Consider the following 16,484-nt stretch of genomic DNA (forward strand, 5'->3'; position numbering starts at 1 on the left):
GGCAATAAAATAGATATAGATAGGGAGAAGGGGAATGGAAAATAAAATTTCAACTTGGCTAGGAATAGTAGCAGCTATGGGAGTTCTTGCTATTGCAGTTACATTTGGAATGTTAGAACTTGCAGATAATCCAGTAGATAAAGAAGTGAGCGCTCAAATAGATAAAAAAGAAGACCAAACAATAGTAGGTAGAGAGGTGGATGGGGTCTTTGTTGATGTGTATGTTACTGAAAATTCTACTGAAAGCGAAGTCATTACAGCGATGCATCGCATGACTCATCAAAAAGTGGTGGCAGAACGAAAATCGGGCTCTATCCCAATGATTCAAAGTAATGCTAAAAAATTAAAAGAAATTATAAATAAGAGTAGCTTTACGAAGAAAAATGAACTTTTAGCAATTGCTGATAGATGGGCGAAAAAAGATTTTAGTAAAATTGTAGAAGATCACAATTATTTCTCGGATGCTCAAGAAGATAGCGTTTGTAAAGTAACTAGAGCAATGGATGCGTTAGAAGAGCAACATTATATTTTAACTACATTCGGGGAGGGAAAAGCGAAAGAACTATACGAATCAGGGGATGCTCCGCACGTTCAATAAAAAATAATATAAAGGGCTTCTAGTTTTTTTATGATCGTGTTTTTAGAACGCAATGGGGACTTATAAATAAATAGTCTGCTTTCTTTATAACGTGTAACAAAAAAAGAAAAGATGTGATTCATTATTAAATGATGAAGGAACGGCTAAATCACATCGTAGTACATCTGTTAAAGGATTTTAGTAGGAAAGGCATCCGTGATATAATAGAAAATAATAAAAAGTCCTGCAAAACAGGACTGTATTATTCTTCGTCTTTATTTTGTTTTTCTAATTCAACTAGCTTTTGAATTAAAATGTGCTGCGGCATATGCATGAGTTGTTCAAGTGGAACACCTAGTGCTTTTGATAAGCGGACTGCAGTATCTGGAGAGATTTGTAATGGTCTCATAGAAGTACCTCCTTTTTCGTATAGTATAGCATAAGATTGGGGGAGTGAGGATGACTCTTATATTTGCACATCGTGGTGCGGCTGGAACGTACCCAGAAAATACAATGATTTCATTTGAAGCGGCTGAGTCTTTTAGAGCGGATGGAATTGAACTTGATGTTCAATTAACGAAAGATGGAAAAGTTGTCGTCATTCATGATGAAACGGTGGACCGGACAACAAATGGAAAAGGCGCGGTTCGGAATTATGTATATGAGGACTTATGCAAGTTAGATGCAAGTTATAAATTTGGTGATAAAGTAGGTTTTTGTAAAATACCACTTTTAGAAGAGGTATTAGAATGGCTTGAACAAACGAGTTTGCTACTTAATATTGAACTTAAAAATAATAAAATTCCATACAGAGGTTTAGAGGAAGAAGTTATAACGCTTGTGCGGAAATTTAGTCTAGAGGATCGTGTTATATTTTCTTCGTTTAATCACTACAGTATGAAACGGTGCCATATGATGGCTCCTGATATTCAAACAGCAATTTTATATCGCGAAGGTTTGCATAGTCCGTGGGCATACGCGAAAAAAATGGGGGCTACAGCAGTACATCCGAATTATCGTTACCTTCAAGATGCTATTGCCGAACTAACGATGGAAAGTGGTGTAGAGGTTCGCCCTTATACAATTAATGAAGAAACGCTTATGCGTAAATATTTTGATATGAATATATCGGCGATTATTACTGATTACCCTGAAACGGCAAGAACGTTAATGCCAATAAAAAAATGAGACCGCGTGTAACGGTCTCATTTTTTTATTTATAAATAGTGGGGCATTCCTATCTTCTAAAGCGAGCTTGTACTTTATTTCGTTTACGGTCTCGGTGCAAGACGAAGCCACCGAAGATATAAAACCCGAGCCCGAAGCAGAGAGCGCCGATTAAAAATTGTAACCACAGTATAGAGATTGGTGGAAATAGAATCCCAAATACAGTATCTCTCATTAACTTTATACCAAACACAGCTAATGAAATAGGGATGAGTGCTAATAGTAGAGCAACGTAACGCTGCATACATAACGCTCCTTTTCAGATTATTTTGTATATTTTAATGATGTTATAAGGAAAGGGGGTTTGTCAAGAGGGTGCTGAACGAGTAAGATAAGGGTGTGAAAAAATTTGCAGAGTTACTTCGAGAGGAAGTGGAATATATGAAACAAAAAGTATTAATTGTTGGTGCAGGTGAAGGCGGGAGCGCACTGCTGAATCTGTTACAAAGTTCGAATATATTTCAAATTATAGGGATTATTGATATAAATCCGTTGGCAAAAGGGTTGCAAATTGCTAAGGAATACGGGATTGCAATTGGAGAAAATTTAACTCCATTTCTTTCTATGCATATCGATGTAATATTTGATATGACAGGTGAAGATGATGTGCATAAGGTTTTATTGGAAAAAAAGAAAAAAGACACTCTTCTTATACCAGGTGATATCGCAAAAATTGTTACAGGATTAGCGCATGAGAAGGAAGGGCTAATTGGGCGATTAGAGGAACAAACGCAACAAGGAGAATTAATTTTAAATTCTACACATGACGGCATGATCGTAATTGATCGAGAGGGACAAGTTCGTCTTTTTAATAAAAGTGCAGAGCGTATTATCGGATATAAAAAAGAAGAGGCGATAGGAAAATATATTTTAGAAGTCATTCCAACTAGTAAATTACTTCGCATTATACGTACGAAACAAATAGAAGTAAATTATGAACTAACATTAGAGAATGGAAAGAAAATTATTACAACGCGTATACCGATATTAAAAGAGGGCGGAGAGGTACAAGGGGCATTTGCAATTTTTAAAGATATAACAGAAGTTGTAGATTTAGCGGAAGAAGTTACAGATTTAAAGGAAATTCAAACACTATTAGAGGCAATTATTAACTCATCTGAAGAAGCAATTTCGGTTGTGGATGAAAAAGGAAGAGGTTTAGTCATTAACCCGGCATATACGAAATTAACGGGTTTAACAGAAGAAGATATTATTGGGAAGCCTGCTACAACTGATATTGTAGAAGGCGAAAGTATGCATATGAAAGTACTTCGAACGCGTCGTGCGGTGCGCGGAATACATATGAAGATTGGGCAAAAAAAGCGCGATGTAATTGTAAACGTGGCACCGGTCATTGTGGATGGAATATTGAAAGGAAGCGTCGGCGTTATCCGTGACGTGTCGGAAATTCAAAAGTTAACAAATGAATTAAATAGAGCAAGGCAAATTATTCGCACATTAGAAGCGAAATATTCATTTGATGATATCGTCGGGAATTCAGATGAAACAACGGCAGCTATCGAACAGGCGAAGCTAGGAGCAAATACACCAGCAACAGTACTGTTACGCGGTGAATCTGGGACTGGTAAAGAATTGTTTGCACATGCAATCCATAATGGAAGTAATCGAAAATACAATAAGTTCGTCCGTGTAAACTGTGCGGCCATTTCGGAGACATTGTTAGAAAGTGAATTATTTGGTTATGAGGAAGGGGCGTTTTCTGGAGCGAAAAGAGGCGGGAAACGTGGGTTCTTTGAGGAAGCAAATAACGGTAGTATTTTTTTAGATGAAATAGGGGAGTTATCTGCAAATACACAAGCGAAACTCCTTCGTGTACTGCAGGAAAAAGAAATTGTAAAAGTTGGTGGAACGAAAGCGATACCTATTAATGTTCGAGTAATTGCAGCGACGCATGTGAATTTAGAAAAGGCTATTCTAGAAGGGAAGTTTAGGGAGGATTTATATTATCGATTAAATAAAATCCCAATTCAAATTCCATCTCTTCGTCAACGTAAAGGAGATATACCGACAATTGCGGACAGATTGATTCAAAAAATTAATCAAGATTACGGTCGTAATGTAGAAGGGCTCACTGATTCAGCCATTTTATATTTACAATCATACGAATGGCCAGGGAATGTGAGGGAACTTGAAAATATTCTGGGAAGAGCTATTATCTTTATGAATTATAACGAGACCTATATTGATGTACACCATTTACCGCCATTACATAACGAAGAGCAGGTGGAGTCAAAGCAATCACATTTATTACCTGAATTAGAAGAAAAGCCACTTGAACATTTAGTGACAGAGTTTGAAGGGAATATTATTCATGAATATTTGGAGAGATTTGATGGGAATAAAACGCAAACTGCAAAAGCGTTAGGAATTTCCGTTCGAAATTTATATTACAAGCTAGAAAAATATGACCATGCAAAAAATAGCATGCAATAAATTGCGTACCGTGCAATTTATTGCATGGTATACAAAAAGCGACAAAATAAGACAGAATATTTTGTTATTTTCCAAAGTATTGATTTTACTGCATTTTGAATGCGTTTTCATTATTGGTAAGACCACTTTTAAAAGTTGGCACGGTATTTGCTTTGTAAATAGACGAGGGACGACGGAAAGGGTTGATTACAAAATATGAAGTTAGAATACTTAATTGATCAAGCAGCAGGGCAGCCTAAAAAAACTGTGGCTGTAGCAGTAGCTGAAGATCATGAAGTAATTGAAGCTGTAGCGAAAGCAATTAAATTACAGCTAGCTCAATTTCGTCTATATGGAAATCAAGAAAAAATAATGGGGATGCTACAAGAACATGGTTTACAAACTTCAGAACATGTTGAAGTGATTGCAGCAATGTCTAGTGCAGAGGCTGCAGAACTTTCTGTTAAAGCTGTGAGAAATGGTGAAGCAGACGTGCTTATGAAGGGGAACATCCCAACAGCGAATATTTTGAAGGCTGTGTTAAACAAAGAGTGGGGCCTACGTAAAGGTAGCGTACTTTCACATGTAGCAGCATTTGAAGTTCCAAATTACGATCGTCTTATTTTCGTTACAGATGCAGCGATGAACATCGCACCTGATGTAACACAAAAAGCTGCTATTATACAAAATACTGTAGAAGTTGCCCAGGCAATAGGAATCGACTTGCCAAAAGTGGCACCAATTGCAGCAGTAGAAGTTGTGAATCCAGCGATGCAGGCGACAATTGATGCAGCGATGTTAACACAAATGAATCGCCGCGGACAAATTAAAGATTGTATCGTTGATGGACCACTTGCTTTAGATAATGCAGTATCACAAATTGCGGCAGAGCATAAAGGCATAGTAAGTGATGTAGCAGGTAAGACAGATATTTTACTCGTCCCAACGATTGAAGCTGGAAATTTGCTATATAAATCACTCGTATACTTTGCGGATGCAAAAGTAGGAGCAATGATTGCTGGCGCAAAAGCACCGATTGTTTTAACATCTCGTGCTGATTCAGCAGAAACAAAAGTATATTCATTAGCATTGGCAGTTGCGACTGCTTCAAAATAAACCAAAAAGGGTAAAACATTAGGGGGAAACGACAATGACATTAGAAATCTTCGAATACTTAGAAAAATATGATTATGAGCAAGTAGTATTTTGTCAAGATAAAGAATCTGGTTTAAAAGCAATTATTGCAATTCATGATACAACACTTGGACCGGCTCTTGGTGGAACAAGAATGTGGACATATGATTCTGAAGAAGCGGCGATTGAAGATGCATTGCGTCTTGCAAAAGGGATGACATACAAAAACGCAGCAGCTGGTTTAAACTTAGGTGGTGCGAAAACAGTAATTATCGGTGATCCTCGTAAAGATAAGAGCGAAGCAATGTTCCGTGCACTAGGACGTTATATCCAAGGACTAAACGGACGTTACATTACAGCTGAAGATGTTGGTACAACAGTAGATGATATGGATATTATCCACGAAGAAACTGACTTTGTAACAGGTATCTCACCATCATTCGGTTCTTCTGGTAACCCATCTCCAGTAACTGCATACGGTGTTTATCGTGGTATGAAAGCAGCTGCGAAAGAAGCTTTCGGCACTGACAATTTAGAAGGAAAAGTAATTGCTGTTCAAGGCGTTGGTAACGTAGCATATCACCTATGCAAACATTTACACGCTGAAGGAGCAAAATTAATTGTTACAGATATTAATAAAGAAGCTGTACAACGTGCTGTAGAAGAATTCGGTGCGTCAGCAGTTGAACCAAATGAAATTTACGGTGTTGAATGCGATATTTACGCACCATGTGCACTAGGCGCAACAGTTAATGATGAAACTATTCCACAACTTAAAGCAAAAGTAATCGCAGGTTCTGCAAATAACCAACTAAAAGAAGATCGTCATGGTGACATCATTCATGAAATGGGTATTGTATACGCACCAGATTATGTAATTAATGCAGGTGGCGTAATTAACGTAGCAGACGAATTATATGGATACAATAGAGAACGTGCACTAAAACGTGTTGAGTCTATTTATGACACGATTGCAAAAGTAATCGAAATTTCAAAACGCGATGGCATAGCAACTTATGTAGCGGCAGATCGTCTAGCTGAAGAGCGCATTGCAAGCTTGAAAAATTCTCGTAGCACTTACTTACGCAACGGTCACGATATTATTAGCCGTCGCTAATCATTCATATATAACTTTTACAAAAGGTGTGGTTACCTCTTATGAGGTTTCCACTTCCTTTTGAATTTATTAGTGGAGGTAGCAACATTGTCTGTAAATCGAATTCTTGTTATTAACCCAGGTAGTACATCCACAAAAATTGGTGTTTTTGATAATGAAAGACCCGTTCTAGAAGAAACGATTCGTCATGACGTAGAACAGATTGGGAAATACAAGAGAATTATCGACCAATATGAGTTTCGAAAAGAAACGATTTTAGAAGTTCTACATTCTCATGGTATTAACATTTCAAAATTAAACGCTGTTTGTGGGCGTGGTGGATTACTTCGTCCAATCGAAGGCGGTACGTATACAGTAAACGATGCGATGCTAGAAGATTTGAAAAATGGGTTTAGCGGTCATCACGCTTCAAACCTTGGAGGCATTTTAGCATATGAAATTGCTTCTGGATTAAACATTCCTGCATTCATTGTGGATCCTGTCGTTGTAGATGAGATGGAGCCGGTTGCTCGTATAAGTGGTATTGCTGGTATGGAACGCAAAAGTATCTTCCATGCATTAAATCAAAAAGCAGTTGCTCGTAAAGTAGCTGAACAGTTAAATCACAAATACGAGGATTTAAATTTATTAGTTACACATATGGGCGGTGGTATTACAGTTGGTGCTCATAAAAAAGGAAGAGTAATCGATGTGAATAACGGTTTAAACGGAGAAGGACCATTTAGTCCAGAGCGTGCTGGTACAGTACCAGTAGGGCAACTAGTAGAAATGTGTTTCTCGGGTGAGTATTACCGAGATGAAATGATTAAAAAGCTTGTCGGACAAGGTGGACTTGTAAGTTTAATCGGTACAAATGATGCGATTAAAGTAGAGCAAATGGTTGAAAAAGGTGATCCTGAAGCAACTCTTATTTATAAAGCGATGGCATATCAAGTTGCAAAAGAGATTGGCGGAGCTAGCGCTGTACTTCACGGGAAAATCGATGCAATCGTATTAACTGGTGGACTGGCATACAGTAAAATTCTTGTCGATGAAATAAAAGAGCGAGTGGACTGGATTGCAGATGTTATCGTACATCCAGGCGAAGATGAGTTAGAAGCGTTAGCAGAAGGAGCACTTCGTGTATTACGTGAAGAAGAAGCTCCAAAAGAATACGTTGTACGTGAAAAAGAAACGGTAGCTAGGGGTTGAGATAATGGCAAAAGAATATGATTTAGTCATCGTTGGCGGCGGTACTGGTGGATATGTTGCTGCAATTCGTGCATCACAACTAGGGTTAAAAACTGCACTAGTCGAAAAAGAAAATCTTGGTGGTACTTGTTTACACAAAGGATGTATTCCTAGTAAAGCTCTTTTACGTAGTGCGGAAGTATATGCAACTGCTAAAAAAAGCGAAGAGTTCGGAGTTATTGCAAGCAATGTAGAACTAAACTTTGCGAAAGTACAAGAGCGTAAAGAGAAGATAGTAACGCAGCTTCATAAAGGCGTTCAACATTTAATGAAACAAGGTAAAATTGATGTGTTTGAAGGTATTGGCCGTATTCTTGGCCCATCTATTTTCTCTCCGATGCCAGGGACAATTTCAGTTGAACTTGCAAGTGGAGAAGAGAATGAAATGTTAATTCCAAAAAATGTACTTATTGCAACAGGTTCTCGTCCAAATTCATTACCAGGTTTAGAATTAGACGGAGAGTACGTAATGTCTTCAGATCATGCTCTAAAAATGGAAACGCTTCCTAGTTCGATTATTATCGTTGGTGGCGGTGTAATCGGTATTGAGTGGGCATCTATGCTTGCTGACTTCGGTGTAGAAGTTACAGTATTAGAGTATGCGAAAACGATATTACCACTAGAAGATCAAGACGTTTCAAAAGAAATGCAACGTCTATTCAAGAAAAAAGGTATTAAAGTGGTAACTGGTGCAAAAGTATTACCAGAAACATTGGTAAAAGATAATGGAGTAACAATCCAAGCTGAACACAATGGTGAAAATAAAGAATTTAAAGCAGAAAAAATGCTTGTATCTGTAGGAAGACAAGCGAATACGCAAAATATTGGCTTAGAGAACACAGATATCGTTGTGGAAAAAGGATACATTCAAACAAATGAGTTTTATCAAACGAAAGAATCGCATATTTACGCAATTGGAGATGTAATCGGTGGCCTGCAACTTGCTCACGTTGCTTCTCACGAAGGAATTGCTGCAGTAGAACATATTGCAGGGAAAGAAGTTACACCAATCGATTACTCTATGGTATCAAAATGCGTATATAGCAGTCCGGAAGTTGCTTCTGTCGGTTTAACAGAACAAGAAGCGAAAGAAAAAGGCTATAAGTTAAAAGTAGGTAAGTTCTCATTCCGCGCAATCGGAAAAGCACTTGTATACGGAGAATCAGATGGTTTCGTAAAACTTGTAGTTGATGAAGAGACAAATGACATTCTTGGTGTTCATATGATTGGACCGCATGTAACAGATATGATTTCTGAAGCTGGTCTTGCAAGAGTACTTGATGCAACACCTTGGGAAGTAGCACATACAATTCATCCGCATCCATCACTATCTGAGGCGATTGGTGAAGCAGCACTTGCTGTAGATGGAAGAGCGTTACACGCATAAAAATGTGGATTTAGGAGGTTATGAAAAATGGCAGAAGTAAAAGAAAAGCGCCATGAAGAGCTTGGCTTAAGTGATGAGCAAGTATTAGAAATGTTCCGTACGATGTTACTTGCACGTAAAATCGACGAACGTATGTGGTTATTAAACCGTGCTGGTAAAATTCCATTCGTAATTTCTTGTCAAGGACAAGAGGCTGCACAAGTTGGAGCGGCGTTCGCTCTTGATAGAGAGAAAGATTATGCATTACCATACTACCGTGATATGGGTGTTGTACTAGCATTTGGTATGACAGCTAAAGAGCTTATGTTGTCTGCTTTCGCGAAAGCTGGTGATCCAAACTCTGGTGGTCGTCAAATGCCTGGTCACTTCGGTCAAAAGAAAAATCGTATTGTTACAGGTTCATCTCCAGTAACAACGCAAGTACCACATGCAGTTGGTATTGCATTAGCTGGAAAAATGGAGAAGAAAGATTTAGTAACGTTCGTTACATTTGGAGAAGGTTCTTCAAACCAAGGTGACTTCCATGAAGGGGCAAACTTTGCTGGTGTACACAAACTACCTGTTATTTTTATGTGTGAAAATAACAAATATGCAATCTCTATTCCAGTTGAAAAACAATTAGCATGTAAAAACGTATCAGATCGTGCGATTGGTTACGGTATGCCTGGATATACAATAGACGGAAACGATCCGCTTGCAGTATATAAAGCTGTAAAAGAAGCAGCAGATCGCGGTCGTCGTGGTGAAGGCCCAACTTTAATTGAAACAGTATCATATCGTTTAACAGCACATTCTAGTGACGATGATGATCGTGTTTATCGTGATAAAGAAGAAGTAGAAGAAGCAAAGAAAAAAGATTCAATTATAACATTCGCGGCTTATTTAAAAGAAGCTGGTGTATTAACTGAGGAATCGGAAAAACAAATGTTAGATGAAATTATGCATATCGTAAATGAAGCAACAGAATATGCAGAAAATGCTCCGTATGCAGCACCTGAAGATGCATTGAAGCACGTATACGCAGAATAGGGGGGAACGTTTCATGGCTGTAATGTCTTATATTGATGCTATTACATTAGCAATGCGCGAAGAAATGGAACGCGATGAGAAAGTATTCGTTTTAGGAGAAGATGTTGGTAAAAAAGGTGGCGTGTTTAAAGCGACACACGGTTTGTATGATCAATTTGGTGAAGATCGTGCGCTTGATGCACCGCTTGCAGAATCTGCAATTGCTGGAGTAGCAATTGGTGCGGCAATGTATGGGATGCGTCCAATCGCTGAAATGCAGTTTGCTGATTTCATCATGCCAGCAGTAAACCAAATTGTTTCTGAGGCAGCAAAAATTCGTTATCGTTCTAATAATGATTGGACTTGTCCAGTTACAATCCGTGCACCATTTGGCGGGGGTGTTCACGGTGCATTGTATCATTCGCAATCTGTAGAAGCGATGTTTGCAAACCAACCAGGTTTAAAAATCGTTATCCCTTCTACACCATATGATGCAAAAGGTTTATTAAAAGCAGCCATTCGTGATGAAGATCCAGTATTATTCTTCGAACATAAACGTGCATATCGTTTAATTAAAGGTGAAGTGCCGGAGGATGACTACGTATTACCAATCGGAAAAGCAGATGTAAAACGTGAAGGTGATGATATTACAGTTATCACGTACGGATTATGTGTTCATTTTGCTCTTCAAGCGGCTGAAAAGTTAGCACAAGATGGCATCTCTGCACACATTCTTGATTTACGTACTGTATATCCATTAGATAAAGAAGCAATCATTGAAGCAGCTTCTAAAACAGGTAAAGTTCTTCTTGTAACAGAAGACAATAAAGAAGGAAGCATTATGAGTGAAGTGGCAGCAATTATTGCTGAAAACTGTCTATTTGATTTAGATGCGCCAATCGCACGTCTTGCAGGTCCAGACGTTCCAGCAATGCCATATGCACCAACAATGGAAAAATTCTTTATGGTAAATCCAGATAAAGTTGAAAAAGCAATGCGTGAACTTGCGGAATTTTAATCGGGGGGACTATACATGGCTGTAGAAAATATTACAATGCCTCAGCTCGGGGAGAGCGTTACAGAGGGCACAATTAGTAAATGGCTCGTTAATGTTGGCGATCACGTAAACAAGTATGATCCGCTTGCAGAAGTAATGACTGATAAAGTAAATGCTGAAGTACCATCTTCTTTCACGGGGATTGTGAAAGAGTTAATCGCTGGTGAAGGTGATACGTTAGCTGTAGGTGAAGTAGTTTGTGTGATTCAAGTAGAAGGCGCAGATGAAGTAGCAGCAACAGCTGTTGAGGAAAAAACAAAAGAAGAACCAAAGGCGGAAGTAGCTACGTCTGAAAAAGCACCGAAAGTAAAACAACCAACTGATGGAAAACCACGTTTTTCACCAGCTGTGTTAAAACTTGCGGGTGAGCATAACGTTGATTTAGGTTTAGTAGAAGGTACGGGAGCAAACGGCCGTATCACTCGTAAAGATATTTTAAAGCTAGTGGAATCTGGAAATATTCCGCAAGCAGGTGCGGCGAAGAAAGAGGAAGCTGTAGCGGCAGTAGTAGAAGCTCGCCCAGAAGCACCAAAAGCAGCACCAGTAGCGCAAAAAGTAGAAGCTGCGAAACCAGTTTCTGTACCTACAATGCCTGGAGATATCGAAATTCCAGTAACAGGTGTGCGTAAAGCAATCGCAGCAAACATGTTACGTAGTAAACATGAAGCACCACATGCTTGGATGATGATTGAAGTAGATGTGACGAACCTTGTGTCATACCGTAACTCAATTAAAGGTGACTTTAAGAAGCGTGAAGGCTTTAACTTAACGTTCTTTGCTTTCTTCGTAAAAGCAGTAGCACAAGCGTTAAAAGAGTATCCTCAAATTAATTCAATGTGGGCTGGCGATAAAATTGTTCAGAAGAAAGATATTAATCTTTCTATCGCTGTTGCAACAGAGGAAGAACTATTTGTACCAGTAATTAAGCAAGCGGACGAGAAAACAATTAAAGGTATCGCTCGTGAAATTACAGAACTTGCAGGAAAAGTACGTACGAAATCATTAAAAGCAGACGAAATGCAAGGTGGAACATTTACAATTAATAACACAGGGTCATTCGGTTCTGTTCAATCTATGGGTATTATTAATTACCCACAAGCGGCTATTTTACAAGTTGAATCAATTGTAAAACGCCCAGTAATTATGGATAACGGTATGTTCGGTGCTCGTGATATGGTTAACTTATGTTTATCACTTGATCACCGAGTACTTGATGGTTTAATTTGTGGTAAGTTCTTAGGACGTGTTAAAGAAATTTTAGAAAACATGTCAGAAAATAATACATCTGTATATTAATAAAAAGCTCGCTTATGCGAGCTTTTTATTATCTTATTTCTTCATCTACATCCTACTATATGTATAAATATCTTTCCCAGTAATCTTACAATAAACGATTATGTATTAGGAATTTAAGAAAATACATTGCTGATATATGGTATATGGATATAAAATAAGAAAAGAATAATTTTTTTGGCAAATCTTACTGATGAAACTGTAGTATAATATATTGTATTGTATGAAAAAGAGAGTTATTCTATATAAGTGTTTTATAGATAATGTGTAATCAGTCGTCAAAACATGAAGAATGTTGACTCCTGGTTTTTTATTTTTGCCGTAACAATGTTTCAGGAGGATGTCATGAAAAGAAGTACCGAGTTTCTAAAAAGTTTAGATGTAAAATTAATTTTAATTTTGTGTGCACTATGTGTGACGAGTATAGCTGCTATATATAGCAGTCAGCAAACGGGACAGTATGGAGCTGCAAACTTTGCTATGAAACAAGGTGTTAACTACATAATTGGGGTTGTATTGTTACTTCTTGTTGCAAGCATCGACTTAGATCAATTGCAAAAATTGTCTTGGCCACTTTATATTGCCGGGTTTGGTTCACTTATTCTTTTGAAAATACTACCGGTTTCCACCTTCACACCTGAAAAATTAGGTGCAAAAAGATGGTTCGTTTTTCCAGTGCTTGGACAAATTCAGCCGTCTGAGTTTTTCAAAATTGCATTGCTTCTTGTAGTAGCAAGCATAGCTGTGAAACATAATGCGCAGTATATGGCAAGGACATTCCAAACGGATTTAAAATTAGTAGGTAAAATTATGCTAGTTTCTCTTCCGCCTATGGCTGTTGTATATAGCCAACCGGATACAGGTATGGTGTTCTTATATGCTGCTGCTATTGCATGTATTTTATTTATGTCAGGTATTCAAAAGAAATTGATAGCATTATGTACAGTTATTCCGGTGACCATATTATCTACATTAATATTTATTTTCTTTAAGTATCCAGATTTTTTCTATAATAAGTTAGTTACTTTACTAAAACCTCACCAACAGTCGCGTATTGTAGGTTGGTTAAATCCATTTGAAAATGCAGACCAAGGTTATCAAACACAGCAATCGATTTTAGCTGTAGGTAGTGGAGGAATGGAAGGTAAAGGGTTTGGGGGAGGAAGCGTCTATATCCCAGAGAAGCATACTGACTTTATTTTCGCTACAATTGCCGAAGAAGGTGGATTTATCGTAGCAGCCTTAGTTGTCTTCTTGTTCCTATTACTACTATATCGAACAATTATTATCGGTTATTCCGCTGATAATTTATTTGGTACATTATTATGCGCTGGATCGATCGGTATATTAACAGTTCAAATATTCCAAAACATCGGTATGATCGTTGGATTAATGCCTGTAAAAGGGATTGCATTACCTTTCTTATCGTATGGGGGAAGTTCCTTATTCTCGAATATGATTATGATGGGGCTCATACTATCGGTACGGAAAACGTATAAAAAATATATGTTTTCAGTTAAGTAAAAAAAGCTGGTTCGTTTTTAAACGAACCAGCTTTTTTACATATATGCTCATAAACGTTGCAAACTAAAACAGGATAGCAGTTTGAGATGGGTAAGGAGTGCAAAGTGATGCATATGCATATTTTTGAAGGAGCACGGCATCTTTCTAATAGTGAATGGGTTATTCGGGCTATTATAGCATACATATTTTTAATATTAGTTGCGAAAGCGATGGGGCAAAGGTCTATCGCACAACTTCGTTTTTTAGATGTTGTATTAGTGTTATTGCTTGGTGGGAATATTTCTAACGCATTGTCTGATGAAAAAGTAGGGTTACTGGGCTCGATGATTACAACGTTCATACTCGTTGTACTTCATATTATAAGCTCAGTTTTAATGCTGAAATGGGATAGATGGAGACGTTTTTTAGAGCCAGCACCTATCATTCTTATACATAATGGTTCCATTGATTTTAGCAATTTGAAAAAGGCGAGAATTACCGTGGAATATTTGTTTTCGGAACTTCGTATGCGAAATGTGAGCGATATTCAAACGATCAAATTAGCATTATGGGAAGCGAACGGTGTCGTTTCTATATTTCGGTATCCAGAATATGAAGCAGTTTCGCGGCTTGATCTTAAAGTGGCGGGAAAAAAATCTCCAGTTTCTTTTGTATTAGTAAAGGATGGGAGGATACAGAAAGATGTTCTTGCATTATTAGGAAAAACAGAAGCGTGGGCGAGAAAATTTCTAGAGGAGAGTACAGAAGTCGAATCTATTATGTTAGCTACAGTAGATGAATCACATAAAATAAATATTTTGTTAAAAAAATGAAAAATATACGCATTTTGTCGTTTCGTACATATGATACAATAGTGTGGACAACGAAAAAGGAGGCGATACGGTGGGATATGTAGAAGAATTACGAAAAATAGTTGGTCATCGCCCTTTAATTTTAGTTGGTGCTGTTGTACTCGTTATAAATGAAAATGGATATGTTTTATTGCAGCAGCGGACAGAGCCGTACGGAAAATGGGGGCTACCTGGTGGGCTAATGGAGCTTAGTGAATCACCAGAAGAAACAGCTTATCGTGAAGTATATGAAGAGACAGGAATAAAAGTGAAGAACTTGCGACTAATCAATGTATTTTCTGGAGCGAACTACTTTACAAAATTAGCAAACGGTGATGAATTTCAATCTGTAACAACCGCCTATTATACGGATGAATACGAAGGGGATTTTGTTATGAATAAAGAAGAAGCAGTTCAGCTTAAATTCTTTTCAGTAACAGAACTACCTGACTATATTGTAGGATCGCATAAAAAAATGATTGCTGAATATATGAAGATTATGGAAAAAAAGATATAATAATAGTGAAAGAAATACAAAAACACAGTTCTGGTTGGTAGTCCAGACGCATGATTTCATGTCAGTAACCTTCCCCTCCGGGATGTCCTGTATTTCTAATCTTTTAAAGGAGGGGCTGTCAATGGATTTGACAGTATATCATGATGGCCAATTTTTTGTTGGAATCATTACATGTAAAGAACAAGGGAAATTGTATGGGGCGAGGTATATTTTTGGGGCGGAACCGTCAGATGAAGAAGTGCTTATGTTTGTGAATGGTTCACTTTTAGAGCATTTTCAGCACTTTGCAAAATGTGGTGTAGAAGTTAAAGAAAAACAGCGTCCTAAAAACATAAAGCGTATCATACGACAAGCAGCAAAAGAAATAAATATTAAACGTTTTACTAAGGCGCAAGAGGCGATTAGTTTATCTTATGAATTGCATAAACAAGAAAAGAAAGTGCAGTCTAAAGAGAAGCGAGAAGCTGAAAAAGAAAGAAGACGTTTAATGAAAGTACAAAAAGCAAAGCAAAAACATCGTGGTCATTAAAGAAAAGGTGTTAGAGCAAGAGCTCTAACACCTTTTCTATACTGAAATACAAGTAAACTTACTTGTATTTCATAAACATTAACTGGTAAGATACAAATAGGTAGTTTTAGAGGAGGGAAAAGAGTGATTAATTTTAACTTTTTTATGAATGATGTTGTCCGCCAAGCGCGTGAAGAGATTGTCTCTGCTGGATATACAGAATTGACGACGCCAGAAGCGGTAGAAGAAGCGTTTAAAAGAAATGGAACAACACTTGTAATGGTAAACTCTGTATGTGGTTGTGCAGGTGGTATTGCTCGTCCTGCTGCTGCGCATTCCGTACATTATGATAAACGTCCTAACCACCTTGTAACGGTGTTTGCAGGTCAAGATAAAGAAGCGACAGCAAGAGCGCGTGAATATTTCGAAGGGTACCCACCTTCTTCTCCATCATTTGCTTTATTAAAAGATGGAAAAATTGTAACGATGGTAGAGCGTCATGAAATTGAAGGTCATGAACCGATGCAAGTTATTGCGAAACTACAATCATATTTTGAAGAGAATTGTGAAGAACTATAAAAAATAAGAGAAGAGGCGGCACGTCCACAATCAAGTGGATGTGCCGCCTTTTTTATTTATTAT

At 37.7% G+C, this 16,484-nt stretch carries 17 protein-coding genes; 15 read left to right on the plus strand and 2 right to left on the minus strand.

The window, feature by feature from the left end:
- Positions 1-34: 34 nt before the first annotated feature.
- On the plus strand, positions 35-598 hold the full coding sequence (locus MKY38_RS01130) for a PRK06770 family protein (protein WP_000428230.1): 564 nt from the start codon (positions 35-37) through the stop codon (positions 596-598).
- Positions 599-839: 241 nt separating this feature from the next.
- Here the strand turns inward: MKY38_RS01130 and MKY38_RS01135 are convergent, their stop codons facing one another.
- Entirely contained in the window at positions 840-986 is a 147-nt protein-coding gene (locus MKY38_RS01135; protein ID WP_001247671.1) for a YycC family protein, read from the minus strand.
- A gap of 50 nt (positions 987-1,036) precedes the next feature.
- Here MKY38_RS01135 and MKY38_RS01140 point away from each other — a divergent pair, with 50 nt between their 5' ends.
- The gene (locus MKY38_RS01140) at positions 1,037-1,765 is read left to right on the plus strand and encodes a glycerophosphodiester phosphodiesterase (protein WP_000172583.1); all 729 of its coding nucleotides are present in this window, start codon (positions 1,037-1,039) and stop codon (positions 1,763-1,765) included.
- A gap of 49 nt (positions 1,766-1,814) precedes the next feature.
- Here MKY38_RS01140 and MKY38_RS01145 read toward each other — a convergent pair whose 3' ends face one another.
- A complete protein-coding gene (locus MKY38_RS01145; RefSeq protein ID WP_001190211.1) occupies positions 1,815-2,048 on the minus strand; it encodes a DUF2627 domain-containing protein in 234 nt (77 codons plus the stop codon).
- Positions 2,049-2,185: 137 nt separating this feature from the next.
- On the opposite strand from MKY38_RS01145, the gene MKY38_RS01150 reads away from it, so the two are divergent.
- The 13 genes from MKY38_RS01150 (at position 2,186) to MKY38_RS01210 (ending at position 16,421) form a co-directional block, all read left to right on the plus strand.
- Positions 2,186-4,258, plus strand: coding sequence for a sigma-54 interaction domain-containing protein (locus MKY38_RS01150; protein ID WP_078385487.1), 2,073 nt, complete (start codon positions 2,186-2,188; stop codon positions 4,256-4,258).
- A gap of 195 nt (positions 4,259-4,453) precedes the next feature.
- On the plus strand, positions 4,454-5,353 hold the full coding sequence (gene yqiS, locus MKY38_RS01155; protein ID WP_114555874.1) for a phosphate butyryltransferase: 900 nt from the start codon (positions 4,454-4,456) through the stop codon (positions 5,351-5,353).
- 34 nt (positions 5,354-5,387) lie between these two features.
- Positions 5,388-6,488, plus strand: a complete 1,101-nt coding sequence (locus MKY38_RS01160) for a leucine dehydrogenase (RefSeq protein WP_000171355.1) — start codon at positions 5,388-5,390, stop codon at positions 6,486-6,488.
- A gap of 87 nt (positions 6,489-6,575) precedes the next feature.
- On the plus strand, positions 6,576-7,679 hold the full coding sequence (buk, locus tag MKY38_RS01165) for a butyrate kinase (protein ID WP_000115781.1): 1,104 nt from the start codon (positions 6,576-6,578) through the stop codon (positions 7,677-7,679).
- A 4-nt stretch (positions 7,680-7,683) separates the two neighbouring features.
- Positions 7,684-9,105 carry a dihydrolipoyl dehydrogenase gene (lpdA, locus tag MKY38_RS01170; RefSeq protein ID WP_001051289.1) on the plus strand — a complete coding sequence of 474 codons (1,422 nt, stop codon included), beginning with the start codon at positions 7,684-7,686 and terminating at the stop codon, positions 9,103-9,105.
- 27 nt (positions 9,106-9,132) lie between these two features.
- Positions 9,133-10,134, plus strand: a complete 1,002-nt coding sequence (bfmBAA, locus tag MKY38_RS01175) for a 3-methyl-2-oxobutanoate dehydrogenase subunit alpha (protein WP_000852551.1) — start codon at positions 9,133-9,135, stop codon at positions 10,132-10,134.
- A gap of 13 nt (positions 10,135-10,147) precedes the next feature.
- Positions 10,148-11,131 carry a 3-methyl-2-oxobutanoate dehydrogenase subunit beta gene (bfmBAB, locus tag MKY38_RS01180; protein ID WP_000290071.1) on the plus strand — a complete coding sequence of 328 codons (984 nt, stop codon included), beginning with the start codon at positions 10,148-10,150 and terminating at the stop codon, positions 11,129-11,131.
- Between the two features lie 15 nt (positions 11,132-11,146).
- Positions 11,147-12,466, plus strand: coding sequence for a dihydrolipoamide acetyltransferase family protein (locus MKY38_RS01185; RefSeq protein ID WP_078385476.1), 1,320 nt, complete (start codon positions 11,147-11,149; stop codon positions 12,464-12,466).
- 342 nt (positions 12,467-12,808) lie between these two features.
- Positions 12,809-13,987 (plus strand): FtsW/RodA/SpoVE family cell cycle protein, encoded by a 1,179-nt coding sequence (locus tag MKY38_RS01190; protein ID WP_078385474.1) that lies wholly within the window; start codon positions 12,809-12,811, stop codon positions 13,985-13,987.
- 107 nt (positions 13,988-14,094) lie between these two features.
- Positions 14,095-14,799: a DUF421 domain-containing protein gene (locus MKY38_RS01195; RefSeq protein ID WP_000550961.1), complete on the plus strand. Its 705-nt coding sequence runs from the start codon at positions 14,095-14,097 to the stop codon at positions 14,797-14,799.
- A 70-nt stretch (positions 14,800-14,869) separates the two neighbouring features.
- Positions 14,870-15,334 (plus strand): NUDIX hydrolase, encoded by a 465-nt coding sequence (locus MKY38_RS01200; RefSeq protein WP_000542551.1) that lies wholly within the window; start codon positions 14,870-14,872, stop codon positions 15,332-15,334.
- Between the two features lie 121 nt (positions 15,335-15,455).
- Positions 15,456-15,863 (plus strand): YjdF family protein, encoded by a 408-nt coding sequence (locus MKY38_RS01205; protein ID WP_000366599.1) that lies wholly within the window; start codon positions 15,456-15,458, stop codon positions 15,861-15,863.
- 144 nt (positions 15,864-16,007) lie between these two features.
- A complete protein-coding gene (locus MKY38_RS01210; RefSeq protein WP_001979317.1) occupies positions 16,008-16,421 on the plus strand; it encodes a BrxA/BrxB family bacilliredoxin in 414 nt (137 codons plus the stop codon).
- The last annotated feature ends 63 nt before the right edge of the window (positions 16,422-16,484 follow it).

The sequence above is a fragment of the Bacillus sp. FSL R5-0585 genome, assembly GCF_038004545.1.
Lineage (GTDB): Bacteria > Bacillota > Bacilli > Bacillales > Bacillaceae_G > Bacillus_A > Bacillus_A cereus.

Bases quoted from the DNA above. Each gene is read 5' to 3' on its own strand.
- yqiS (WP_114555874.1), top strand. From the start codon at position 4,454: ATGAAGTTAGAATACTTAATTGATCAAGCAGCAGGGCAGCCTAAAAAA.
- MKY38_RS01140 (WP_000172583.1), top strand. From the start codon at position 1,037: ATGACTCTTATATTTGCACATCGTGGTGCGGCTGGAACGTACCCAGAA.
- MKY38_RS01135 (WP_001247671.1), bottom strand. From the start codon at position 986: ATGAGACCATTACAAATCTCTCCAGATACTGCAGTCCGCTTATCAAAA.
- MKY38_RS01195 (WP_000550961.1), top strand. From the start codon at position 14,095: ATGCATATGCATATTTTTGAAGGAGCACGGCATCTTTCTAATAGTGAA.
- MKY38_RS01145 (WP_001190211.1), bottom strand. From the start codon at position 2,048: ATGCAGCGTTACGTTGCTCTACTATTAGCACTCATCCCTATTTCATTA.
- MKY38_RS01160 (WP_000171355.1), top strand. From the start codon at position 5,388: ATGACATTAGAAATCTTCGAATACTTAGAAAAATATGATTATGAGCAA.
- MKY38_RS01205 (WP_000366599.1), top strand. From the start codon at position 15,456: ATGGATTTGACAGTATATCATGATGGCCAATTTTTTGTTGGAATCATT.
- MKY38_RS01150 (WP_078385487.1), top strand. From the start codon at position 2,186: ATGAAACAAAAAGTATTAATTGTTGGTGCAGGTGAAGGCGGGAGCGCA.
- bfmBAA (WP_000852551.1), top strand. From the start codon at position 9,133: ATGGCAGAAGTAAAAGAAAAGCGCCATGAAGAGCTTGGCTTAAGTGAT.
- MKY38_RS01185 (WP_078385476.1), top strand. From the start codon at position 11,147: ATGGCTGTAGAAAATATTACAATGCCTCAGCTCGGGGAGAGCGTTACA.
- lpdA (WP_001051289.1), top strand. From the start codon at position 7,684: ATGGCAAAAGAATATGATTTAGTCATCGTTGGCGGCGGTACTGGTGGA.
- bfmBAB (WP_000290071.1), top strand. From the start codon at position 10,148: ATGGCTGTAATGTCTTATATTGATGCTATTACATTAGCAATGCGCGAA.
- MKY38_RS01210 (WP_001979317.1), top strand. From the start codon at position 16,008: ATGAATGATGTTGTCCGCCAAGCGCGTGAAGAGATTGTCTCTGCTGGA.
- MKY38_RS01130 (WP_000428230.1), top strand. From the start codon at position 35: ATGGAAAATAAAATTTCAACTTGGCTAGGAATAGTAGCAGCTATGGGA.
- MKY38_RS01190 (WP_078385474.1), top strand. From the start codon at position 12,809: ATGAAAAGAAGTACCGAGTTTCTAAAAAGTTTAGATGTAAAATTAATT.